This is a genomic window from Streptomyces sp. F001 (assembly GCF_004187715.1).
Lineage (GTDB): Bacteria > Actinomycetota > Actinomycetes > Streptomycetales > Streptomycetaceae > Streptomyces > Streptomyces flavusporus.
In genome coordinates this window covers 403,436-427,642 of record NZ_QZWF01000001.1, presented here as the reverse complement: position 1 = coordinate 427,642, position 24,207 = coordinate 403,436, and the positions used below count along the sequence as shown (strand labels likewise).

The window sequence follows — 24,207 nt, the reverse complement described above, 5'->3', positions numbered from 1 at the left end:
TGGCCTGCATCTGCAGGGCGAAGGGCCCGCTCCGTACGTGCGGAGCGGGCCCTCGTCGTACGACTGCGGGTGACGGCCGGTTCAGCGGACCGGAGCGCCCTGCGGCTGCTGCGGGGCGATGCCCAGCGCCGTCGTGTACTTGGCCAGGGCGAGCTTGCCGATGGCCGGGTAGGCGCCGAGCGGCTCGGCGGCCGAGCAGCCCGCCTCCTTCGCGGCTTCCGCGACCAGGCCCGGGTCGATCTCGGGGCCGATCAGGTACGGCGCCAGCGCCAGCTGCTGCGAGCCCGAGGAACGCAGCTGCTCCGCGACGGACGCGATCGAACCCTCCTGGTCCAGCGCCGCCGCCATCACCGGCACGGCGAGCCGCGCGGCGAGCAGCATGCCGGTGATCCCGGCCGCCTGCACGGCCTCCTCGCCGCCCACCGAGGCCAGGATGATGCCGTCCGCGGCGGTGGCCACGGTGAACAGCCGGGCGCGGTCGGCGCGGGCCAGGCCCGCCTCCGACAGGCGCACGTGCAGGGCCTCGGCGAGCAGCGGGTGCGGGCCGAGCACATCGGTCAGCTCGGCCGCGACGCGGCTGTCCATCACGGCCTGGCGGACCTGGCGCAGCAGCGCACTGTCCGGACCGGCGAGCAGCGGCACCACAACGGCGACCGGGCCGTCGGGCTCCTTGACCTCCACACCGGCCGCGCGCGCCTGCTCATAGCGGGCGGTGCGCTCGTCGGCGGCGTACGCCAGCACCGACTGGAGCGTGGGGAACTCCGCGTCATCACCCTCGACGTAGCCGATCCGGGCGTCGAGGCCGGGCAGCTCGGAGCGGGCGATGCTCACGACCTCCTCGGCGAGGCTGCGCGCGGCCACGCTGGGCGTGCCCGGAACCGCGAGGACGAGCGCAGGCGCGCCCTCGGGAGCCGCCAGGGGCTCGGGTCGGGCTGGGCGCGGCATTCGTACTGGCAGGCCGGACGCGGGCCCAGTGGGGGAGCTCATGGCGCCGCATGTTACTGGCTTCCTGGGCTCCCTTGTTCGGGGAGGGTGCAGGTGAGCGGTATCCGTCCGGATTTGTCTGATGAGTTACGTACGGATCATAAGTGATCAGCGCGTTTGTGTGAGATGACTGATGAACTGCGCGACCTCAAGTGCCACATATCGGATATGCGCCGTGCCGGGATCAGTCGCCCTGGGCGGCCACCACGTACAGCAGTTTGTCGTCACCCGGCAGGGTGAGCGCCCCGGCCGTCAGGTCGGCCGCGATACGGACCGCCCCCTGCAGCGGATCGCCCTCGGCCGCCACCCGGCGGGCGTGGGGCAGCCGCTTCGTCAGTTCCTCGTCCAGTGGTACGAGGAGAGCGGCGCCCATCTTGAACAGGCCCCCGGTGAGGGCGACCTGGGGCTCGCCCTTCGTGGGGCACACGGCGGCCGCTGAATCGGCCATGTGCCGGGCGGCTGCGCGCAGGACGTGCACCGCGACGGGGTCGCCGTCGTCGGCGCAGGCCGCCACACCGGGGGCGAAGGAGGCGAGGACGGCGGGACGGTCCGAGCGCGGGTACACCTGGGCGGGCAGCCCCGGCATCGGGCCGAACATCTCCTCGGCGCACTCCAGCAGCGGGGCCGAACCGCCCTCCCGCCCGTCGTGGGCGCGCAGTGCGGCCTCAAGACCGGCCCGGCCGATCCAGGCTCCGCTGCCGCAGTCGCCCAGCAGATGGCCCCAGCCGTCCGCGCGACGCCATCGCGTCAGGTCCGTGCCGATCGCGATGAGTCCGGTACCGGCGGCGATCACGGCGCCGGGCCTGGGGCCCAGGGCGCCTGTGTAGGCGGTGACGGCGTCGGCGGCGAGGGCCACGGTCCGGATCCCGCATTCCCGGTGCAGGGCCGCGGGAAGTCCGGCACGCAGATCGTCGCCGAGCGTGCTGAAGCCCGCCGCGCCGACGACAGCCGTGTCCAGCGCGGTGATCCCGGCCTCGGCCGTCAACGCCCGGACCATGGGGACGAGTTGCTGCATGAAGTGCCCGGCGTCGATCCCCCGCGCCCCGGTGCGGACCGGCTCCGCCGACTCCCGCAGGGCGAGCGGCCCTCGCGCGACGGTGCCCACGACGGCCCGCAGGCCGGAGCCTCCCGAGTCGACGGCGAGGAACGCGGATTCCCCAGCGGCTGCCGGCCCGTCGAGCCGGCTCACCTCATGCGAGAGCCCCGGGGCGGAGGCCGCAGCCGCCCGGGAAGCCGACGGGGCTTGCTTGACCACTGGACGCGACAAGCTCCCCTCCTTCCCGGCGACCGGCTGTGCGATCTGCTCGACCGGCTTCGAAGATCTCAGCGAGCTCAGGATCTCAGCGAGCTCAGGATCTCAGCGAGCTCAGGATCTCGGCGATCTCAGCGATCTCGACGATCTCGACGAGGAGGAAGAGTAGCGCCCGGAGCGGCGGCCGTGGGCGGGGCTTGTCTGCTTGTGCCGGCGTCCGGTGCGTACCAGTAGAGTGACGCGCCGTGGCACCACGACCCTTGTATGAACTCGTTGAAGCAGGCTGGGCGAAGGCTCTCGAACCTGTGGCCGACCGCATCGCTGCCATGGGGGACTTCCTCCGGGCCGAGATAGCGGCCGGCCGGACCTACCTGCCAGCCGGGCAGAACGTCTTGCGGGCTTTCCAGCAGCCCTTCGACGACGTTCGGGTCCTGATCGTCGGCCAGGACCCCTACCCCACGCCGGGGATGGCCATCGGGTTGAGTTTCGCCGTCTCGCCCGAGGTGCGTTCCTTGCCGGGCAGTCTGGAGAACATCTTCCGGGAGATGCACTCCGACTTGGGACTGCCCAGGCCGTCCAACGGCGATCTGACGCCCTGGACCCAGCAGGGGGTGCTGTTGCTCAACAGAGCGTTGACGACGGCCCCGCGCAAGCCGGCGGCGCACCGGGGCAAGGGGTGGGAGGAGGTCACGGACCAGGCCATCCGAGCGCTGGTTGCGCGCGGAAAGCCGCTGGTGTCCATCCTGTGGGGGCGCGACGCCCGCAATCTCCGCCCCCTGCTCGGGGATCTTCCGGCGATCGAGTCCGCTCATCCCTCGCCGATGTCGGCGGACCGGGGCTTCTTCGGCTCGCGTCCGTTCAGCAGGGCCAACGATCTGCTCCTGCGGCAGAGTGCACAGCCGGTGGACTGGCGACTGCCTTAGGGCCTGTCCGGCGGATCAGACCGGCTCCAACGGGCGGTGACTGATCGGCGCAGATGGGCGTGCCAGGCCCCGCGATTCCGGCATGATCCGCCGGGCAGGCCCTAGGCGCCCGGCAGTCTCTCCCGCCTCTGGGGGCGGGCCCTGACCCTTCGTGAATTCGTGCACAAGGTCCCAAGTAGCATGGCCCAGTGCTGAATTCGCTGAATCCGCTCGAGCTGATTGCCCGTCGCTGGCAGCCCTCCGTGCAGACGGTGAGACGCGCCGCGCTGGCCTCGGTGATGACGGCCGTCCTCATCGTGGTGACCGGTGGCGCGGTGCGGCTCACCCAATCCGGGCTGGGCTGCGAGACCTGGCCGAAGTGCACCGACGACAGCCTGACCCCGACCGCTGACATGGGCATCCACGGCGTCATCGAGTTCGGCAACCGAATGATGATCTACCTGATGTGCGCCGTGGCCGGCTTGGTGATCCTGACCGCCCGGGCGCGTACGCCGGTGCGTCGTGATCTCACCCGGCTCGGCTGGGCGCAGTTCTGGATCATCATGGGCAATGCCGTGGTCGGCGGCATCACCGTGCTGACCGGCCTCAACCCGTACATCGTCAGCTCCCACTTCCTGCTGTCCACGGCGCTGCTCACGGTGGCCGTGCTGACCTGGCAGCGCGCCCGGGAAGGGGATGCCCCGGCGCGTGACCTGGTGTCCCGGCCGCTGCGGCAGCTGACCTGGCTGCTGGTCGCGGCCACCGCGGCACTGATCGTGATCGGCACCGTGGTGACCGGCGCCGGACCGCACGCGGGCGACGCGCGCAAGGTGCAGCGCATCCCGCTGGACTGGCAGGAGATCACCCAGCTGCACGTGGACTTCGTCTACATCGTGGTGGGCCTGACCGTGGCGCTCTGGTTCGCGCTGCGCGCCGTGTCGGCGCCGTCCGCCGTCCGCCGCCGGGTGCTGGAGCTCCTGGCGGTGTTGCTCGGACAGGGCGTGATCGGATACGTGCAGTACTTCACGCATCTGCCTGAGCTGGTCGTCGGCGTCCATATGTTCGGCTCGTGCCTGGTGTGGATCGCAGTGCTGCGGGTCTTCCTCGCGCAGCGCGAGCGTGCCGGACTGCCCGACGCAGCCGTACCGGGAGACAGCGCGGAGTCGGCTGGGAGCGAGCCGTTCGAGGAGGCCGGGGAGGCGGCTCGGCCTGCCGGAGCACATGCCGGTCGCTGACCAGGGCTCGCGGCACAGCGGGGGTGCTTCGTCGACCGCATCCCCGGGAACCGATCAAGGAGTTACCGTGGTCGATGCAGTTGCCTGTGCCGTGAGGAGTGTGCAATGACCCTGTTGATCACGTGGCCGGAATCCGGCCCCGGCACCGTCGTACGCCGTACCACCGATCCCGGTGAGATTGCCGCTGTGCTGGCACCCGCCGGAGTCCGATATGAACAGTGGTCGCTGCGTGACGAGGTGCCCGAAGATCCCGAGCCCGGGGCGGTGTTAAGCGCGTATCGGGACGAAGTGGATCGGTTGGTCGCTGCTGAGGGGTTTGCCACCGTTGATGTCGTCGGGTTGCGGCCGCGGAAGGATCTCGGGTGGCGGTTGACCGCCAAGGCCGAGCGGAAGAAGTTCCTCAGCGAGCACACGCACGATGATGACGATGAGGTGCGGTTCTTCGTCGCCGGGGCCGGAGCCTTCTATCTGCACGTCGACCGTGAAGTGCACGCCGTGCTGTGCGAGGCCGGGGATTTGCTGGGGGTGCCGCGTGGGACCAGGCACTGGTTCGACATGGGGGCCTCGCCGTCATTCACCGTCGTCCGCTTCTTTCATGAAGAGGACGGGTGGGTCGGGAACTTCACCGGCAGTGACATCGCCCTGAAATTCCCGGACTTCGATGCGCTCCTGGCGGCGCGGGTGGCTGCGTGAGCCCAGCGGGGAGACAGAGGCATTGAGAGCGCTGTCCCCCCGCAGAACTGCATCGGGTGTCAAGAGGACGACGGCAGCGACAACTCGAGGTAGTCGGGGTAGCCGTGCTGCAGGCCGGGGCCTGTGCGGGGCCCTCGGCCGCGGTCTTCTTGAAGCCTGCCAGACGGTAGACGGTGTACATCGGCTTGTTGACGTCGGTGGGCTTGAAGTCCGCCGTCAGACGCGCCTGTTCGGCCTCGGCGGACTGGGCCAGATAGCGCAGGATCGCGCCGCCGACGTTGCGGCCCATCACGCGGCAGGACATCAGGAACAGCCGGATCCGCCACTCCTGGGCCGTCCTGCCGACCAGGGTGAGGCCGATCGTGCCGTATGCGCCGAAGCGGTCCTCGAGCCGGGCGACCAGAAGCGTCTGGTCCGGCCGGTCCATCAGTTCGCGCAGCTCCGCCTTGGAGAACGTCAGACCGGTCGTGTTGAGCTGGTGCGTGCGCTCGGTCAGCTCGGCGGCGCGTTCCAGGTCCGCGGGGGTCGCCACCGCGACGGTGAGGCGCATCTGCAGCGATCGAAGGAATTCGATCTGCGGACCGGCAAACGACTTCTCGTACTCGCTGCGCTCCTCCGCCTGCAGGTACATCGTCCGGCGGGTGCGCCCGTCCTCGGTCACCGGCCGGGACAACTCCGGCCGGTCGAGCAGGTCCGCGGTCTCCGCGGCGTCCACGCACCGCACCTGCGGATGCGCAAACTCGACCTCGGCCCGCTCGAAGGCGGAGTCGTCTATGAACATCACCGTGTCGAGCCCGATGTTGAGCCGCTGTGCGATGTCCTGGACCAGCTCGGACTTCGGCTGCCACGAGACATGCGGGACGAGGAAGTAGTGGCGGATGCCCAGCCGTTCAAGCTCGGCGAGCGCTGCCTTCTCGTCGTTCTTGCTGACGATCGACTGCAGGATGCCGCGCTGGTCGAGCGCGTCGATCAGCGCACGGACGCCGGGCCGCAGCTCCACTCCGGACCCTTCGGACAGAACGCCGTCCCACACGGTGTCGTCCAGGTCCCAGACGACACACTTGACCAGCTCACTCGACACGATCAGCTCCTTGTGCGAACGGATACCGCGGGTGGCGGCGGCGTACCCGGAAACGCTGGAGGCTCTCCTCCGCCAGCAGATGTTGCAGCAGCTGCGTGCTGCCCTCGATGACCTGCATGACGCGTGCGTCGCGCACCCAGCGGTCCACCGGGCCCCCGTCCACCAGGCCTGCCGCGCCATGCAGTTGGGCCGCCGCCGAGGCCGCCGTGTCCGCCGCGCGGGACGCCGCCAGCTTGGCGGTCAGTACATGGTGGATCAGCCAGTCGTCCTGGGCGTCCATGGCCCGCGCCGCCTGCTCGCACAGCAGCCGCGCCGCCTCGGTGTCGAGCACGGCGTCGCTGACCAGACCCCGGACGAGCTGCAGATCGATCAGCCGTCCGCCGAACTGCTTGCGGCTGCTGGTGTGGCCGAGCATCGCGTCGCAGCATGCCTCGGCGAGCCCCAGGGAGCCGTACGCGACACAGAGCCGCCCCAACGACAGGGCACCGCTTGCGACCTGAGCCACGCCGAAGCCGGGGCGGCCAACCATGCGGTCGGCGGGAACGCGGCAGCCGTCCAGGTGCAGGTCGGCCAGCATGGCGCTGCGGAAGCCACTGGTGCGACGGCTCGGGACCACCGTCACCCCCGGGTCGTCCCGCCGGACGAGGAAGCCCACGCTGCGGTCGCCGTGCTTGGCGAAGACCAGGAAGCAGTGCGCGACCTGGCCGAAGGACAGCCAGCGCTTCACACCGTCCAGGCGCCACACGGCATCCGCCGCACCGGCGCCGGCCGGGTTGTCCGGCGTCGCCGTTGTCTCGATGGCCTGGGCGTCGCTGCCCGCACTGTCCTCGGTGAGGCCGAACGCCCCGAGGAGCTCACCGGAGGCAAGGCGCGGCAGCAGCCGCTGCCGGGTGCGCTCCGGCGCCCAGCGGCTCAGGCTCGCGCACACCATCCCGTGCACGGTCAGCAGGCTCTGCAGCGACGCCGAGGTGCGGGCCACCGCCCGGTTCAGCTCGCCGTACTCCTGGTAGCTCAGCGGCCGTCCACCATACTGCGCGGGCACCATCGCGGCCAGCGCACCGGACCGGGCGACCGTCTCCAGGACCCCCTCGGGAACCGCCCTCGCGGCCTCGATCTCGTCGGCCAGCGGCAGCAGCAGCCGTCCCAGCTCGTCCGCGGTCGGCGGCGGCTGACTCATACCTGCTTCCCCTGCACGAACTGCACGATGCTGTCCAGCGTGTCGAAGTTCTCGATCTCCAGATCGTCGTCGTCCACCTCGATGCCGAACTCCTTCTCAAGGTGACTGACGAGCGCAACGGTGGCCAGCGAGCTGAGGACCCCGCCGGTGATCAGCTGCATGCCTTCCAGCTCGGCCGGGTCGTCCACATACCGCAACAGGAATTCAAGAACACGGGATCGGACGGCCTCGTCCTCATAGACGGCAGTCACTGCGACATCACACTCCAACTCTCATGATCAAACAGGGCGGTGGCGGGAACGCGCGCAAGGGCGTCACCGCCTCGAACGCCACTTCTTCTCAAGCCGGCTGATCTGGTTCTGGCTGAGGCTGACGAGGGAGAGGTCCGACGGCGTCCGGCCGACCGCATCGGGGCCGTCGGCGTGCGCGGCCAGCGCCTCGAGGTGCTTCACCCAGCCCTCGCCGAGCCGCTCCACGTCCTCGCGTGCCAGCACGTCACACGGCCATGACCAGGTCGCCGACAGTTCCGGCCCCGACGGGCCGTCCGTCGCCGCCGCGTTCACCATCAGCGCATGCGTCAGACGCATCCGGGGGTCGAGGCCGCCGGTGGCCGGATTGCCGTCCACCTGTTGCCAGTCGCCCGCGGAGTGGGTACGGCCCCCACCGATCCGCCCGAAGTAGTTGAACGCCACCTGCGCTCCGGGGAGCGCGGAGAGCACCGGCGCGGTCTCCGGGTTGAGATAGCGCAGCAGGCCATAGGTGGTCCGCAGCTCGGACGCCTTTCGAAGCTGCTCCTTGATCCGCTGCAGAGCCCGCCCGGCGGCCGGCCCGCCGCGCCCGACCTCGCCCCAGGACACCCTGCCGGGATCGAGCCGCACCGGGGCCATGGCGGTGAACCACCCCACCGTCCGCGAGGTGTCGGCGCCCGCGAACAGGTCCTCCCGGCCGTGCCCTTCGACGTCGACCAGGACGGATGTGACACCGGAGGCGCCCGGCACGCCGCGCGCGGTCCGCCAGTGGGCCAGCGCGAGCACGAACGCCGTCAGGAGTACGTCCTCGACCCCGGCGTGCAGCGCGGTCGACACCCGCGTCAGCAGCGCCTCCGACAACCCCACCGGCACCGTGACGCGCAGTGTGTCGAGCTGCTCCGCCGTATCGTCGCGCGGACTCAACGCCCTGACCCCGAGGGGTGGTTCGGAGACGGACAGGGTCTCGGTCCAGTGCTGCAGGGAGGCAGTGCTGCGCTGCTCGCCGGCGAGGGTGCTCAGCTGCTCCGCCCAGCGCTTGAAGGAGGTCGGCACCGGCGCCAGCTCCGGTGCATTCCCGGCGAGTACGGCCGCGCCTGCGACGGCGAGGTCGGGCAGGAGGATCCGCCAGGAGACGCCGTCCACCACCAGGTGGTGGATCGTCAGCAGCAGTCGGCCCGGCTCCTCGGAGCCGTTGTCGAACCAGACGGCCTGCAGCATGACCCCGTCGCGCGGCGCCAGACGGCTGGGTGCCTGTCGGGCCTGTCCGGCAAGCAGCCGTTCACGCTCGGCGGCGGTCGCACCGGTGCAGTCCACCCGGGTCAGGGCCTCGTCGGCCGTGCGGGCCTGCGGGCTCCGTGCCGGTGGGATGCGCAGGGCCCAGTCTCCCTGGTCGCCGTCCCGCGTCAGACGGGCCCGCAGCACGTCATGACGGTCGATGAGGGACTGCAGGATGTCGACCAGCCGGCCGCGGCCGATTCCTGCAGGGACCTGGACCAGCCGCGACTGGAAGAACGCCTCGTACGTGTGCTCGGGCTCGACGAGCCACCGCATGATGGGCGTGAGCGGCACCAGGCCGGTGCCGTCGTCCGCCTCCGATGCGCTGGCGCCGTCCGCCAACGGGCGGACTGTATGGGCCAGTTGTTTGGGTGTCTGGTGCTGGAAGATGTCGCGGGGGGAGAGGTCGAGGCCGTGTTCGCGGGCGCGGCTGACGAGGACGATGGAGCTGATGCTGTCGCCGCCGAGGGCGAAGAAGCCGTCGTCGACGCCGACATGGGCGGGGTCCAGGCCGAGGACGTCGGCGAAGAGGGTGGTGAGTGTCTTCTCCTGCGGGGTGCTGGGGGCGCGGGTGGGGTGGTGCTGGTGTAGTCGGGTGCGGGTAAGGCCTTGCGATCGAGCTTGCCGTTGGGTGTCAGCGGCAGCGTGTCCACGACGACTATGGCGGAGGGCACCATGTAGTCAGGCAGGCGTTCGGTCAGCTGGTCGCGCAGTGCGGTGGGTTGGAGATCGGTGCCGGTACCGGGTACGGCGTAGGCGACGAGGCGCCGGTCGCCGGGCCGGTCCTCGCGGATGACGGCGGCGGCGCCGGCCACGCCCGGGCACGACGTCAACGCGGCCTCGATCTCGCCGAGTTCGATGCGGAAGCCGCGGAGTTTTACCTGGTCGTCGGCGCGGCCCAGGAACTGCAGGGTGCCGTCGGTGTTCCAGCGCACCAGGTCTCCGGTGCGGTACATGCGCGAGCCGGCAGGCCCGTAGGGGTCGGCGACGAATCGTTCCGCGGTCAGCGCCGGCCGGTTGAGGTAACCGCGGGCGACACCCGTCCCGGCCACGTACAGCTCGCCGGGCACCCCCGGCGGCACCGGAGACAGCCCCCCGTCCAGGACGTATGCCCGCACGTTTTCGATGGGTCGGCCGATGGGCGGGACGATGGTCCCGGACAGTGGCTCGCTCATGGTCGCGCACACGGTCGTTTCCGTCGGCCCGTACGCGTTGATCATCTGTCGCCCGGTGGACCAGCGTTCGACGGTGTCGGGGCTGCAGGTTTCGCCGGCCACGATCAGTGTCATTGCCGGCGGGATGTCTGCCGTGTTCATGACGCTGAGTGCGGAGGGCGGCAGTGTGCAGTGGGTGACGTCGGCGTCGGTCAGGAGAGTCGTCAGTGCGTCGCCGGGTGTCAGCTGCTCCGCGGTGGCCACCACGAGTGCCCCGCCGGTGAGCAGGGCTGTGAAGATCTCGGATGCGGCGGCGTCGAAGCTCGGCGAGGCGAACTGCAGCACGCGCTTCCCGCACCGATCCGCCACTGCCCGCTCTGCGCCAGGGCGAGATTGACCAGGCCCGTGTGGTGAGTCACACCCCCCTTGGGCACACCCGTCGACCCGAGGTGTAGATCACGTAGACGGGGTGGGCGGGGTCGGGTGCGGTGGCCGGGTCGGTGGTGTCGAGTGCGGCCAACTGGGCTTGGAGAGCAGGGTCGTCGAGGCAGAGGGTGGGGGTGTCCTCGGGCCAGGGGGCGGAGGTGGTGGTGTGGGTCAGGACGAGGGTGGGGCGGGCGTCCTGGACCATGAAGCGGATGCGGTCGACCGGGTAGGCCGTGTCGATGGGCAGATAGGCGGCGCCTGCCTTGAGTACTGCGAGGAGTGCGATCACCAGTTCCGGTGAGCGGGGCAGGGCGAGGGCGACGATGTGCTCGGGGCCCACGCCGTGCTCGGTCAGCAGCCGGGCCAGCTGGTTGGCGCGGGCGTTGAGGTCGTCGTAGGTGGTGTGGGTGCCGTCGGCGATCAGGGCGGTGGCGTCCGGGGTGGCGTGGGCCTGGGCCTGGAACAGCTCGGGCACTGTGGCGCAGGGAACGGGCGTGACGGTGTCGTTCCACTCGTCCAACAGGCGGCACCGCTCGTCCCCGGAGAGGATGTCGACCGAGGTGATGCGCCGGCCGGGGGCGTCCGTGACGGCGCGCAGCACCTGAAGCAGCCGCTCCACCAGGGCGGTCACCGTGTCCTGCTCGAACAGGTCGGTGCGGTAGGTGATCACGCCGCCGATTCCGTCCGGGGAACCGTGCTGGTCGTGCCGCTCGGCCAGATTGAGCGTGAGATCCATACGGGCCGCCTGAATATCGACGACCTCGCGTACGGCCTCCACTGCTGGGAAGTTCACGCTGGTGGGAGGTGTGTTGTTGAAGGCCAGGGTGACCTGGAAGAGGGGGTGGTGGGCGAGGGATCGGGTCGGGTTGACCGCTTCGACCAGGCTCTCGAAGGGGATGTCCTGGTGGGCGTACGCGTTGAGGTTCGTCTCGCGGACGCGGTCGAGGAGTTCGGTGAAGGTGGGGTCGCCGGACAGGTCGGTGCGCAGGACGAGGGTGTTGACGAAGAAGCCGACCAGGTCGTCGAGTTCCTCCTCACCGCGGCCGGCGACCGGCGTGCCGATGGGGATGTCCGTCCCCGCGCCGAGACGGTGCAGCAGCACGCCCAGGGCGGCCTGCAACACCATGAACACCGTCGTGTGCCGCGACCGCGCAAGCCCGGTCAGCGCGCGGTGCAGTTCGGCGTCGATGTGCACCGGGACGGCACCGCCCTCGGTCCCGGCCTGCTCCGGGTAGGGGCGGTCGGTGGGCAGCTCGAGGCGCTCCGGCAGCCCGGCCAGGGTGTCCTTCCAGTAGCCGAGCTGCGTGGCGAGCAGGCTCGCCGGATCATCCTCTTCCCCGAGCAGCTCGCGCTGCCACAGGGTGTAGTCGGCGTACTGGACCGGCAACGGCTCCCATACCGGAGCCCGGCCCGCACACCGCGCCGTATAAGCCGTGCTCAGATCACGAGCCAGCGGACCCATCGACCAGCCGTCCCCGGCAATGTGATGGATCACCAGGACCAGCACATGCTCGTGCTCGTCGACGGTGAACAGCGATGCCCTCAGAGGCAGTTCGGTCGCCAGGTCGAACGCATACCGCACCGCACGGTCCACCGCACCGGCCAGCTCCGCCTCGGCGACCGTCTCGACCTCCAGCACCGGCCGCGCCCCGGCGGCCGGACGGATGTCCTGATACGGCCGGCCGTCCACATCGGGGAAGACGGTCCGCAGCGCCTCGTGCCGCGCCACCACATCACCCAGCGCCGCCCGCAGCGCCTCCGCGTCCAGCACACCCGACAGACGCAACACCACCGGCACGTTGTACGTCGGGCTCGGCCCCTCCAGCCGGTACAGGAACCACAACCGACGCTGCGCAAACGACAACGGCATCGGCTCCGGGCGCGCCACGGGTACCGGCGCCGGCCGGCCGGCCGCGCTCGTCGTGCCTTGCACCACCTGGGCCAGGGCGGCGACCGTCGGTGCCGCGAACAGGTCCCGGATTGCCAGGTCCACTCCGAGCACCGCGCGGATCCGGCCGATCAGACGCATCGCCAGCAGCGAATGCCCGCCCAGATCGAAGAATCCGCCGTCCACGCCGACCTGGTGTGTCTCCAGGCCCAGGACGTCCGCGAAAAGTCCGGCCAGGATCTCCTCGCGCGCATCTCGCGGGGCCTGCGGCAATCCAGTCGCAGCGCTGTAGTCGGGTGCGGGCAGCGCCTTGCGGTCCAGCTTGCCGTTGGGAGTCAGCGGCAACGCGTCCACGACCACCACGGCCGCGGGCACCATGTACTCCGGCAGCCGCGCGGCTACGGCCTTCTTCACCTGGCTCACATCGACGAGACCGTCGGGCACGACGTAGCCGACCAGGCGCCGGTCGCCGGGCCGGTCCTCCCGGATGACGGCGGCGGCGCCGGCCACGCCCGGGCACGACGTCAACGCGGCCTCGATCTCGCCGAGTTCGATGCGGAAGCCCCGCAGCTTCACCTGGTCGTCGGCGCGGCCCAGGAACTGCAGCGTGCCGTTGCTGTTCCAGCGCACCAGGTCTCCGGTGCGGTACATGCGCGAGCCGGCAGGCCCGTAGGGGTCGGCGACGAACCGTTCCGCGGTCAGCGCCGGCCGGTTGAGGTAACCGCGGGCGACACCCGTCCCGGCCACGTACAGCTCGCCGGGCACCCCCGGCGGCACCGGAGACAGCCCCCCGTCCAGGACGTATGCCCGCACGTTTTCGATGGGTCGGCCGATGGGCGGGACGATGGTCCCGGACAGTGGCTCGCTCATGGTCGCGCACACGGTCGTTTCCGTCGGCCCGTACGCGTTGATCATCTGTCGCCCGGTGGACCAGCGTTCGACGGTGTCGGGGCTGCAGGTTTCGCCGGCCACGATCAGTGTCATTGCCGGCGGGATGTCTGCCGTGTTCATGACGCTGAGTGCGGAGGGCGGCAGTGTGCAGTGGGTGACGTCGGCGTCGGTCAGGAGAGTCGTCAGTGCGTCGCCGGGTGTCAGCTGCTCCGCGGTGGCCACCACGAGTGCCCCGCCGGTGAGCAGGGCTGTGAAGATCTCGGATGCGGCGGCGTCGAAGCTCGGCGAGGCGAACTGCAGCACGCGGCTTCCCGCACCGATCCGCCACTGCCCGCTCTGCGCCAGGGCGAGATTGACCAGGCCCGTGTGGTGAGTCACCACCCCCTTGGGCACACCCGTCGACCCCGAGGTGTAGATCACGTACGCCGAATGCTCCGGCACCGGCACACCCAGCCGGTCCGCGTCCGTCAGATCAGCCGCCGACAAGCCGGCCAGCCGAGCCTCAACCACCGTATCGTCCACGGAAATGACGGCGCACTCGCCCGTCGGCTCCGGCAGCAGGCCCGCGGAAGCGGAGTCCACCAGCACCACGCTCGGCCGGGAGTCCTCGAGCATGAAGCGGATCCGCTCCACCGGATACCCCACGTCCACCGGCAGGTACGCCGCACCCGCTTTGATTACGGCCAACACGGCTACCACCAGCTCCGGTGACCGCGGCAGCGCCAGAGCCACCAACTGCTCCGGGCCCACACCCCGTTCCACGAGCAGCCGCGCCAGCCGGTTCGCCCGCGCATTCAGCTCACCGTACGAGTACACCGTGCTGCCGTCCGCCGACAGCACCGCCGCAGCATCCGGTGTCTCAGCAACCCGCGCCTCGAACAGAGTCGGTGCCGTGCCCTCCGGCACCTCCACCACCGAACCGCTGCTCCACACCCCCACCACACGCTCACGCTCATCGGCGGTCAGCAGGCTGACCGAGCCGATCGGCTGGTCCGGGCCGGCGTCCGCCATTCGCTCCAGGAAGAGCAGGAATCGCGCGACGTGGGCGTCCAGTTCCGCCTCGCTGTACATGCGGTCGTTTGCGTCGAAGTACACCTCGATTCCGCCTTCACGCGCGCCTTCGTGGAAGGCGACGGAGAAGTCGTCGGTGTAACGCTGTGAGAGGCTGCTGGCTTTTGCCGGGTGGCCGCCGAAGTGGATGTCGTAGTCGAATGCCATGACATTGACAACGGGGCCGTAGGGGAGGTTTTCCTTCGACATCCAGGTGAGTTCGCGGCGCAGATCCTCCATGCGGTACCGGCTGTGCCGAGCGGCGCGGGTGGTCTGGGCCCAGACCTGCTTTGCCAGTTTGGCCCACGGCAGTTCGGGCCGCACCGTGATATGGAGGGGGACGACATTGACCGTCATTCCCGGCGTATTGCGCTCGACCTCGTCCAGGCGGCCGGACACGGGAAGCCCGACGGATACGGCGTTCTCTCCGGTGACGCCGCCGACGTATGCGGCCGTTGCCACCACCGCCAACACTGACCAACTGACGCCGAGTCGGGTGGCGGCGTCACGGAGCTGATCCGAGAGGTGTGCACTGAGCGCGGCGCGGTTTCGGAGAATTCTCTCGGGCCTGCGGTATGGACGGCCGGAGAGGCTGACCGGGTCGGGTGCATCGCGCAGCCGCTTGAGCCAGTAGCGGCGGTCGGCTTCGTACTCTTCGGAATTACGATAGTTTCCTTCCCGTTCCAGCAGCTTACGGAACGAAGGAAGTGGAGCACCGTCGTCGGGTCGATCCGCCACCAGGGCCGAGTAGACCTGGGCGGTGTGCCGAGTGATCAGCGCGGAGCTCCAGGCGTCCATGATGACGTGGTGGTAACGGCTGTACAGTATATGGAAGTTCGGGTCGACCGTGAGCAATGCGGGCGCATACAGTGGCCCCTGCGTGAGGTCGAATGCGGTGTCCATGTCCGACTGCATCCATGCCTCGGCTGCGCCCTTCGGATCCGTTTGGAGAGTGAAGTCCAGTCGGCGCACGGGTGCTTGGACGGAGCCGAGAACCTGGAGTGGCCCGTCCGGGCCTTCCGTAATGGCGAGCCGCAGTGCCTCTGCTTCTTCCAGGGTAATCCGGTGCGCTTTCTCGAGAATGTCCGGATCGACCGGTCCATGGATCTCGACGCGCTCGCCGACGTTGTAGACCGAGCCGCCGGGCCCCAGGGATGCGGCAAACCAGACACCTAACTGGGCAGCCGTCAAAGGCCATTGTTCATCCACCGGATCCGGCACTCCAGGCCCCTCCACAGCGACTTGCACCCACCCCGGCTCACTCGCCGGACGCCTGCATAGTTACACATCGAACCGCGCCGCGGCACGCAGTCCCGCACCCGGATTCAGTGTGGTGCCCGTGTCCCGCCGAGGATGGCCCTGACCGTGTTGAATGCGTCACAACCCAAGCAGGCGAGATCTACCTTACGAGGTGTCAGAAACCGCTCTGAGCTGGGTCGTTCGGGTCCGGTCGCAGGAATCATGGGTGACAGGTTCAAGTAACTGTAGTAGCGTCCGGACGGGCTCATCGCCGCGTGACCGAGAAGACTTTCAACGCGGGGAGAGCGTGGCCGTGGAATGACTTCTCGGGGGAGATCTCACAGGCATGTCAGGCTTATTGGCGGTTTCTTGCTGCCCTCTGCGGATCAGGCGAACCAGCCGAACTGACATCTTTTCCGAGAGTCCTGCATGCCGGTGGCATGCATCGTGGTCCTCCCTTCATACGCCAATGCCGCCACTGCGCAAGACATTGGCGACGCGGAAGCCGGCGGCCGGCCGGCTGCGGCCCGGTTCCGGTGAAGTGGTCGCGCACTGTCCATGGGCCGGTCCGACACGAATAGCGCCTGAGTACGGAGAGTGGATCAGCCATGCCGCATGAGCTCGAGGACGTCTGGCCGCTGTCGCCGCTGCAGGAAGGGCTGGTCTACCACGCCCTGCTCGACGGCGAGGGACCGGATGTCTACGCCGTACAGCTGATCCTGGACTTCGAGGGCGCCGTGGACGCCTCAGCCCTGCGCGCCGCCGGTCAGTCCCTCCTCGACCGGCATGCGAATCTGCGGGCCGCGTTCTGGATCGACGACTTCGACCAGCCGGTCCAGGTGGTCGCCAGCGACGTCGAGCTGCCGTGGGAGGAGCGCGACATCTCCCGTCTGCCCGCCGTGCAAGCCGAAGCCGAACTGCGGGCCTTCGCCGATGCCGAGCGGGCCCGGCGGTTCGACCTCGATCGCCCGCCACTGCTGCGCATGGCGCTGATCAGGCACCGGGACGGCGCAGGCGGGGCCGACCGCAGCCGACTGGTCATCACCCAGCACCATGTGCTCGTCGACGGCTGGTCGGCGCCCCTCATGGTGCGCGAACTGCTCGCCCTGTACGACGCCAAGGGCGACGACAGCGACCTTCCTCCCGTCACGCCCTACCGGGAATACCTGGTCTGGCTCTCCGAACAGGACCGCGACGGCGCACGCGAGGCCTGGACCACCGCGCTCGCCGACGCGGAGCCCACCCTGCTGTCCACTCCGGCTGCTGCCGCGGTCTCCGACGGCACGGCACCGGCACCGGCCCTGCCGGAACGCTTCGTCACGCAGGTCCCGCGGGAGACCACGGCCGCGCTGCAAGCCCAGGCCCGTCGTCTGGGCATCACGCTGAGCACGCTCGTCCAGAGCGCCTGGGGCGTCCTCCTCGGCCGGATGACCGGCCAGGACGACGTGGTCTTCGGCGCCGTGGTCTCGGGGCGGACGCCTGAGATCCCCGGTATCGAGAACATGATCGGCCTGTTCATCAACACGGTTCCGGTCCGGGTGCGGATGGACGCGGGGGACACGTGGGCCGACCTGGCCGTACGCATCCACGGTGAGCAGGGCGCCTTGCTGCCGCACCAGCACCTGGGCCTGACGGAGATCCAGCGGACCGCCGGCCTCGGCGAAGCGTTCGACACGGTCGTGGCCGTCGAGAACTTCCCCGCCGACCGCGGCACCTCCGCCGACCGCCGGACAGCCGGCCTCAAGATCACGTCCACGGAAGGCCGCGACGCCACCCATTACCCGCTCAGCCTGGCCGTCGCACCCGGCGACGTCCTCAGGCTGCGGCTGGACTACCGCACCGACCGCTTCGACCACGACACCGTCACCGCCGTCGCCCAGCGCCTGGTCCGCCTGCTGACGGCTGTGGCTGAGGATGCCGATCAGCGGGTTGGCGCGGTGGAATTGCTGTCTGCCGATGAGCGTGAGCGTGTGGTGGGGGTGTGGAGCAGCGGTTCGGTGGTGGAGGTGCCGGAGGGCACGGCACCGACTCTGTTCGAGGCGCGGGTTGCTGAGACACCGGATGCTGCGGCGGTGCTGTCGGCGGACGGCAGCACGGTGTACTCGTACGGTGAGCTGAATGCGCGGGCGAACCGGCTGGCGCGGCTGCTCGTGGAACGGGGTGTGGGCCCGGAGCAGTTGGTGGCTCTGGCGCTGCCGCGGTCACCGGAGCTGATTGTTGCCGTCCTTGCGGTGTGGAAGGCGGGGGCGGCGTATCTGCCGATCGACACCGACTACCCGGTCGAGCGGATCCGCTTCATGCTCGAGGACGCCCGCCCAGCGCTCGTCCTGAGCCACACGACCCTCGCCGGCCTGTGGGCGGACGGCACCCCCACCGCCTTCCTCGACGATGCCGCCGTACAGGACCAGTTGGCCGATGCCGAGACGGCCGGCCTGGCCACCGCACCGGACCCCGCGCATCCGGCATACGTCATCTACACCTCGGGTTCGACGGGTGTGCCCAAGGGTGTGGTGGTGGCGCATGCCGGGTTGGTGAACCTGGTGGCGTCCTCGGGCCCGGAGTTGGGGCTGGGTCCGGGCAGCCGGGTGTTGCAGTTCGCGTCGCCGAGTTTCGATGCGGCGACGTGGGACTGGAGTCTGGCGCTGTTGTCGGGCGCGGCCCTCGTGGTGGCCGATGCAGAGGAGTTGGCGCCGGGGGAGGCCCTGACGCGTGTGCTGCGTGCCGCGGGCGTGACGTACTGCATGGTGCCGCCGTCCGCCCTGAGCGTCATGGACGCGGCCGACGTTCCGGCGTCGACGACGGTGGTCGTCGGTGGTGAGGCCTGCGGTCCGGATGTTGCCGGGCGTTGGTCCGTGGGGCGGCGGATGGTCAACGCGTACGGTCCGACGGAGGCGACGGTCTGCGCGACCTTGAGCCGGCCTCTCTCCGGCGCGGTCGTCCCGCCGATCGGCCGACCGATCGGGAACGTGCGCGCGTATGTCCTGGACGGGGTGCTGTCGCCGGTCGCGCCCGGGGCGCCCGGTGAGTTGTACGTGGCGGGAGCTGGGCTGGCCCGCGGCTACCTGAACCGGCCGGGGCTGACCGGTGAGCGGTTCACCGCCGATCCGTACGGGCCGGCCGGCTCCCGTATGTACCGCACCGGGGACCTGGTGCGCTGGAACAGTGATGGCACGTTGCAGTTCCTGGGGCGTGCCGACGACCAGGTCAAGCTGCGCGGCTTCCGTATCGAACTCGGCGAGATCGAGGCTGCGTTGGCGGCGTGCGCCGGTGTGGCCGTCGCCGCCGCCGTCATCCGTGAGGACCGGCCGGGTGACCAGCGTCTGGTCGGCTACGTCGTGCCCGAAACCACAGGCGGCGCCGAACCGGCCGCAATACGCGGCCAGTTGGCCGGACGTCTGCCGGAGTACCTGGTGCCGTCGGCCGTAGTGGTCGTGGATGCGCTGCCGTTGATGCCGAACGGCAAGCTGGACCGTAAGGCACTGCCCGCACCGCACTACAGCGGTACGTCGGCATCGTCGGTGCGGGCTCCGCGTGATGCGCGCGAGGAGATCCTGGCCGGGCTGTTCGCCGAGGTCCTCGGCCTCGAGCAGGTCGGTGTGGATGACGGATTCTTCGAGCTGGGCGGGCACTCGCTGCTCGCCATGCGCCTGATCGGCCGCGTACGCGCGGTGCTGGGAGCGGATCTGGCGATCCGGGACCTGTTCGCGGCACCGACGGTTGCCGCCCTGGCCCGGGTGGTGCAGGCCACCACGAGCCCGGCCGGCCGGCCGGCACTGGTACCCGTGGCGCGCCCGGAGCCGATGCCGCTGTCCTTCGCTCAGCGCCGCCTGTGGTTCCTCCACCGCCTTGAGGGGCCCAGCCCCACGTACAACGTGCCGGTGGTGCTGCGCCTGTCCGGCGCGCTGGACACGGACGCCCTGCGCACCGCACTCAACGACGTGGTGGAACGGCACGAAGCCCTGCGTACCGTCTTCCCCGACATCGACGGCCGGCCCTACCAGCACATCCGCCCGGCCGCCGAAGCCCGCCCCGACGTGACCGTCGAGACGCTCACCGAGGCGGAGCTGGCCGGCGCGGTGGACCGCGCCGTGCGCCACCCCTTCGACCTTGCAACCGAACTCCCCCTGCGCGCCTCGCTGTTGACCCTCAACGACACAGCTGACGAACATGTCCTGGTCCTGGTCATCCACCACATCGCCGGAGACGGCTGGTCGATGGGCCCCCTGGCCCGCGACCTGAGCACCGCGTACGCGACCCGGCGCGCGGGCCGGGCCCCGACTTGGGAGCCCTTGCCGCTCCAGTACGCCGACTACACCCTGTGGCAGCGCGAGTTGCTGGGCGACGAGAACGACCCGGACAGCGTCCTCGCCACCCAGATCAGCTACTGGAAAGACACCCTCAGCGGCCTCCCCGACCGCATCGACCTGCCCACCGACCTCGCCGAGAAGGCAGAGGGCGACCGGCGAGGGGAAGTGGCGGAGCTGTCCTTGGCGGCGGACCTGCACGCGGACCTCGTCCGGGTGGCGAAGGGCCATCGCAGCACCGTGTTCATGGTGCTGCAGTCCGCCCTCGCCGTCCTGCTGCACCGCCTCGGCGCCGGAACGGACATCCCCATCGGCACGCCGACGGCCGGTCGACCGCAGCAGGAACTGGACACCCTCGTCGGCAACTTCGTCAACACCCTGGTGCTGCGCACCGACCTGTCCGGCGACCCCACCTTCACCGAACTCCTGGAGCGGGTCCGCGAGACCGACCTCAATGCGTACGCCCACCAGGACGTACCGTTCGAGAGTGTGGTGGAGGCGCTCAATCCCACCCGTTCCACGGACCATCAGCCGCTGTACCAGGTGATGCTCACGCTGCAGAACCACGAGGGGCAGCAGCTCGACATCCCCGGTCTGACCGTCGAGACCTCCTCCTGGAACACGCAGGCCGCGCGCCGGGATCTGACCCTGACCCTGCGGGAGCGGTTCGGCCCGGACGGCCAGCCGCAGGGGATCGACGGAGCCATTCAGTTCGACGCGGCCCGGTTCTCCCGGGAACGCATCGAGGCCATCGGCCGCTGGTTCCGTCAGGCGCTGGCCGATCTCCTCGACGACCCCGAGCAGTGCGTGGGATCGGTGGATCTGCTGTCGGCCGCGGAGCAGGAAGAGATGCTCCGGGCGTGGAACGACACCGCTGTGTCCGCCCCGTCCGGCACACTCCCGGAGCTGTTCCAGGTCCAGGCCCAGGCCACGCCGGACGCCACCGCCCTGGTCGCCGACGGCGTTCACCTCACGTACGACGACCTCAACACCCGCGCCAACCTGCTGGCCCGGCTGCTGATCGAACGCGGGGTGGGCCCCGAGCACATCGTGGCCCTCGCCCTGCCCCGCTCGCCGGAGATGATCAGCGCGCTGCTCGCGGTGCTCAAGACGGGTGCCGCCTATCTGCCGATCGACACCGAGTACCCGGCCGACCGCATCCGGTTCATGGTCCAGGACGCGCGCCCCACCCTCGTCCTGACCCACACCGCCACCTCCGGCCTCTGGACCGAGGACACCCCCACCCTCTGCCTCGACGATCCCACCCTCCAGGGCGAGTCGGCCGCACGGGACACCACCGATCCGACCGACGCCGACCGCAGGTCGCCCCTGGACCCCGCCCACCCGGCGTACGTCATCTACACCTCGGGTTCCACCGGCATCCCCAAGGGCGTCGCCGTTCCGCACGTGGCGGTGGTCGACTACCTGCGCGACACCAGCCGCCGCTACCCGGGGGCTCAGGGCGTGGCGCTGCTGCACACGTCCCTCTCCTTCGATCTCTCGATCACTGCGCTCTTCACCCCGCTCGTCTCGGGCGGCCGCGTGGTCCTCGCGGAGCTGCGGGACGGCCTCGAGGACAGCGAGGAGATACGTTCCCTCGGCTGCGACTTTCTCAAGGCCACGCCCAGCCACCTGGCGCTGCTGACAGGCCTGCCGGAGGCGGTGTCCCCGCGCAAGGAACTGCTGCTCGGCGGTGAGGCGCTGCTCGGCGAGACACTGCGGAAGTGGCGCGCCGGGCACCCGGACGTGACCGTCCTGAATGTGTACGGCCCCACCGAAGCCTCGGTGAACTGCACCGAGTTCAGGATCGAGCCGGGCGACGAGCTGCCGGACGGGCCGGTTCCGATCGGGCGCCCGATGGCCAACACCCGGGTGTATGTGCTGGACGCGGGGCTGCGTCCGGTGCCGCCCGGAGTGCCCGGCGAGCTGTATGTGGCGGGCGTGTGCCTGGCGCGGGGCTATCTGCGGCGGCCCGGACTGACCGGTGAGCGGTTCGTCGCCGATCCGTACGGGCCGGCCGGTTCCCGGATGTACCGCACCGGTGACCTGGCGCGCTGGAACAGCGACGGCACTCTCGTCTTCCTGGGCCGCGCCGACGACCAGGTAAAGCTGCGGGGCTTCCGCATCGAACTCGGCGAGATCGAGGCCGCGTTGACCGGCTGTGCCCAGGTGGCGCAGGCGGCCGCGGTGGTGCGCGAGGACCAGGAGGGGGACCGGCGCCTGGTCGGCTACGTCGTCCCGGAGACCGACGGGAGTGTCGACCCCGCCGAGGTGCAGAGCCACCTGGCGGAACGGCTGCCGGAGTACATGGTGCCGTCCGCGGTCGTCGTCCTCGACGGGCTGCCGCTGACCTCCCACGGGAAGCTGGACCGCAAGGCGCTGCCCGCACCGGACTACAGCGGTACGTCGGCATCGTCGGTGCGGGCTCCGCGTGATGCGCGCGAGGAGATTCTTGCCGGACTGTTCGCCGAGGTCCTCGGCGTCGACCCCGACCGCGTCGGCGTCGACGACGACTTCTTCGACCTCGGCGGGCACTCCCTGCTGGCCGCTCGCGTCATCGGCCGCATCCGCAGCGCCATGGGCGCGCAACTCGGCATCAAGGCGTTCTTCGAATCCCCCACGGTGGCGGGCCTGGCCCGGCTGCTCGGCGGCAGCACCACGGTGCGCCCGCCGATCGTGCCCGTGGCGCGTCCGGAGCGGATGCCGCTGTCGTTCGCGCAGCGCCGCCTGTGGTTCCTGCACCGGCTCGAGGGTCCCAGCTCGACGTACAACGGCGCCGCGGTGCTCCGTATCTCCGGTGTGCTGGAGGCGGAGGCGCTGCGGGCGGCGCTGAGTGATGTGGTGGCGCGGCACGAAGCTCTGCGCACGGTCTTCCCGGAGGTGGACGGCCGGCCGTACCAGCACGTCCGCCCGGCCGCCGAGGCCCGCCCCGACCTGACCGTCGAGACGCTCCGCGCGGCTGACCTGGCAGCGGCGGTGGACCGCGCCGTGCGTCACCCCTTCGACCTTGCGACCGAACTGCCTCTGAGCGCCTCGCTGTTCACCGTCGACGAGCACGAGCACATGCTGGTCCTGGTGATCCACCACATCGCCGGGGACGGCTGGTCGATGGGCCCGCTGTCCCGCGATCTCAGTGCGGCCTACGCCGCGCGGCGCGCGGGCCGGGCCCCGAGGTGGACGCCGCTGCCGGTCCAGTACGCCGACTACACCCTGTGGCAGCACCAGCTCCTCGGCGACGAGAACGACCCGGAGAGCCTGCTCGCCGCGCAGGTCGGTTACTGGCGTGAGGCCCTGGCGGGGGTCCCGGAGCGTCTGGAGCTGCCGACGGACCGTCCTTATCCGGAGCAGGCCGGGTATGAGGGCGGTGCGGTGCCGGTGCGGGTGGATGCCGAGGTGCACCGGGCGCTGATCGGCCTGGCGCGGTCGCGGCACACGACGGTGTTCATGGTGTTGCAGGCTGCCCTGGGTGTGCTGCTGCACCGTCTCGGCGCGGGGACGGACATCCCCATCGGCACGCCGGTCGCCGGCCGCGGTGAGGAGGAACTCGACGACCTGGTCGGCTTCTTCGTCAACACCCTGGTGCTGCGCACCGACCTGTCCGGCGACCCCACCTTCACCGAACTCCTCGACCGCGTCCGCGAGACGGACCTCAATGCGTACGCCCACCAGGACGTGCCCTTCGAGGGCCTGGTGGAGGCGCTCAACCCGACCCGATCCCTCGCGCACCACCCCCTCTTCCAGGTCATGCTCGCCTTCAACAGCAACCCGCGTGGCGAGCTCTCCTTCGCCGGGGCGAAGGCGACTCCGCAGGAGGCCCGTATCGGGGCAGCGCGGATGGACCTGACGGTGCACCTGGCCGAGCGGCACGGCGGCGACGGTTCCCCGGACGGGATCGTCGGATCGGTCGCGTACCGCACTGATCTGTTCGAGCAGGACACGGTGACTGCGCTGGTGGAGCGGTTGCTGCGGGTGCTGCGCACGGTCGCGGAGGATCCCGGTCAGCGCGTTGCTTCGGTCGACGTCCTGTCCGAGGGTGAGCGGCATCGGGTGCTCGAGGAGTGGAACGACACCGCCACGCCGGTTGTGTCCGGCACGGTTCCGGAGCTGTTCCAGGCCCAGGCCCACGCCACCCCGGACGCCACCGCCCTGATCGCCGACGGTACCCACGTCACGTACGCGGACCTCAACGCCCGCGCCAACCGGCTGGCCCGGCTGCTGACCGAGCACGGCGTGGGCCCTGAGCACATCGTCGCCCTCGCCCTGCCCCGCTCACCGGAACTGGTGGTCGCGCTGCTCGCGGTGCTCAAGGCGGGGGCGGCGTATCTGCCCATCGACACCGGGTATCCGGTGGAGCGGATCCGGTTCATGGCCGAGGACGCCCGCCCCACCCTCGTCCTGACCCACACCA

10 protein-coding genes and 2 pseudogenes are annotated in these 24,207 nt (G+C 70.3%); 4 read left to right on the top strand and 8 right to left on the bottom strand.

What is annotated here, in order from left to right:
* Positions 1-81: 81 nt before the first annotated feature.
* Positions 82-987: a hypothetical protein gene (locus StrepF001_RS01925; protein ID WP_129796528.1), complete on the bottom strand. Its 906-nt coding sequence runs from the start codon at positions 985-987 to the stop codon at positions 82-84.
* Between the two features lie 181 nt (positions 988-1,168).
* Positions 1,169-2,173: a BadF/BadG/BcrA/BcrD ATPase family protein gene (locus StrepF001_RS01920; protein ID WP_129797476.1), complete on the bottom strand. Its 1,005-nt coding sequence runs from the start codon at positions 2,171-2,173 to the stop codon at positions 1,169-1,171.
* A gap of 308 nt (positions 2,174-2,481) precedes the next feature.
* Between StrepF001_RS01920 and StrepF001_RS01915 the strand changes: the two genes are divergently transcribed.
* The 3 genes from StrepF001_RS01915 to StrepF001_RS01905 all read left to right on the top strand — a co-directional run bounded on the left by StrepF001_RS01915 (position 2,482) and on the right by StrepF001_RS01905 (position 5,066).
* Positions 2,482-3,159 carry a uracil-DNA glycosylase gene (locus StrepF001_RS01915; RefSeq protein ID WP_129796527.1) on the top strand — a complete coding sequence of 226 codons (678 nt, stop codon included), beginning with the start codon at positions 2,482-2,484 and terminating at the stop codon, positions 3,157-3,159.
* A 188-nt stretch (positions 3,160-3,347) separates the two neighbouring features.
* Positions 3,348-4,373 (top strand): COX15/CtaA family protein, encoded by a 1,026-nt coding sequence (locus StrepF001_RS01910; protein WP_129796526.1) that lies wholly within the window; start codon positions 3,348-3,350, stop codon positions 4,371-4,373.
* Positions 4,374-4,478: 105 nt separating this feature from the next.
* Positions 4,479-5,066 carry a cupin gene (locus StrepF001_RS01905; RefSeq protein ID WP_129796525.1) on the top strand — a complete coding sequence of 196 codons (588 nt, stop codon included), beginning with the start codon at positions 4,479-4,481 and terminating at the stop codon, positions 5,064-5,066.
* Here StrepF001_RS01905 and StrepF001_RS01900 read toward each other — a convergent pair.
* The 6 genes and pseudogenes from StrepF001_RS01900 to StrepF001_RS01875 form a co-directional block, all read right to left on the bottom strand.
* A complete protein-coding gene (locus StrepF001_RS01900; RefSeq protein ID WP_165396138.1) occupies positions 4,996-6,147 on the bottom strand; it encodes an HAD-IIIC family phosphatase in 1,152 nt (383 codons plus the stop codon). The two genes, StrepF001_RS01905 and StrepF001_RS01900, sit on opposite strands and share 71 nt — an antisense overlap.
* Positions 6,137-7,324: an acyl-CoA dehydrogenase family protein gene (locus StrepF001_RS01895; protein WP_129796523.1), complete on the bottom strand. Its 1,188-nt coding sequence runs from the start codon at positions 7,322-7,324 to the stop codon at positions 6,137-6,139. The genes StrepF001_RS01900 and StrepF001_RS01895 overlap by 11 nt, the downstream gene beginning before the upstream one ends.
* Positions 7,321-7,575 (bottom strand): acyl carrier protein, encoded by a 255-nt coding sequence (locus tag StrepF001_RS01890; protein WP_129796522.1) that lies wholly within the window; start codon positions 7,573-7,575, stop codon positions 7,321-7,323. The genes StrepF001_RS01895 and StrepF001_RS01890 overlap by 4 nt, the downstream gene beginning before the upstream one ends.
* Before the next feature lie 63 nt (positions 7,576-7,638).
* The gene (locus tag StrepF001_RS47195; RefSeq protein ID WP_129796521.1) at positions 7,639-9,189 is read right to left on the bottom strand and encodes a condensation domain-containing protein; all 1,551 of its coding nucleotides are present in this window, start codon (positions 9,187-9,189) and stop codon (positions 7,639-7,641) included.
* 290 nt (positions 9,190-9,479) lie between these two features.
* Positions 9,480-10,346, bottom strand: a pseudogene (locus tag StrepF001_RS49385) (AMP-binding protein); the annotation flags it as partial.
* Between the two features lie 70 nt (positions 10,347-10,416).
* Positions 10,417-15,465 (bottom strand): non-ribosomal peptide synthetase, encoded by a 5,049-nt coding sequence (locus StrepF001_RS01875; RefSeq protein ID WP_276322795.1) that lies wholly within the window; start codon positions 15,463-15,465, stop codon positions 10,417-10,419.
* Between the two features lie 638 nt (positions 15,466-16,103).
* On the opposite strand from StrepF001_RS01875, the pseudogene StrepF001_RS01870 reads away from it, so the two are divergent.
* A pseudogene (locus StrepF001_RS01870) lies at positions 16,104-24,158 on the top strand (amino acid adenylation domain-containing protein); the annotation flags it as partial.
* Positions 24,159-24,207: the final 49 nt, after the last annotated feature.

Coding starts and splice junctions, on each gene's coding strand:
- StrepF001_RS01895 (WP_129796523.1), bottom strand. CDS start 7,324: ATGAGTCAGCCGCCGCCGACCGCGGACGAGCTGGGACGGCTGCTGCTG.
- StrepF001_RS01925 (WP_129796528.1), bottom strand. CDS start 987: ATGAGCTCCCCCACTGGGCCCGCGTCCGGCCTGCCAGTACGAATGCCG.
- StrepF001_RS01905 (WP_129796525.1), top strand. CDS start 4,479: ATGACCCTGTTGATCACGTGGCCGGAATCCGGCCCCGGCACCGTCGTA.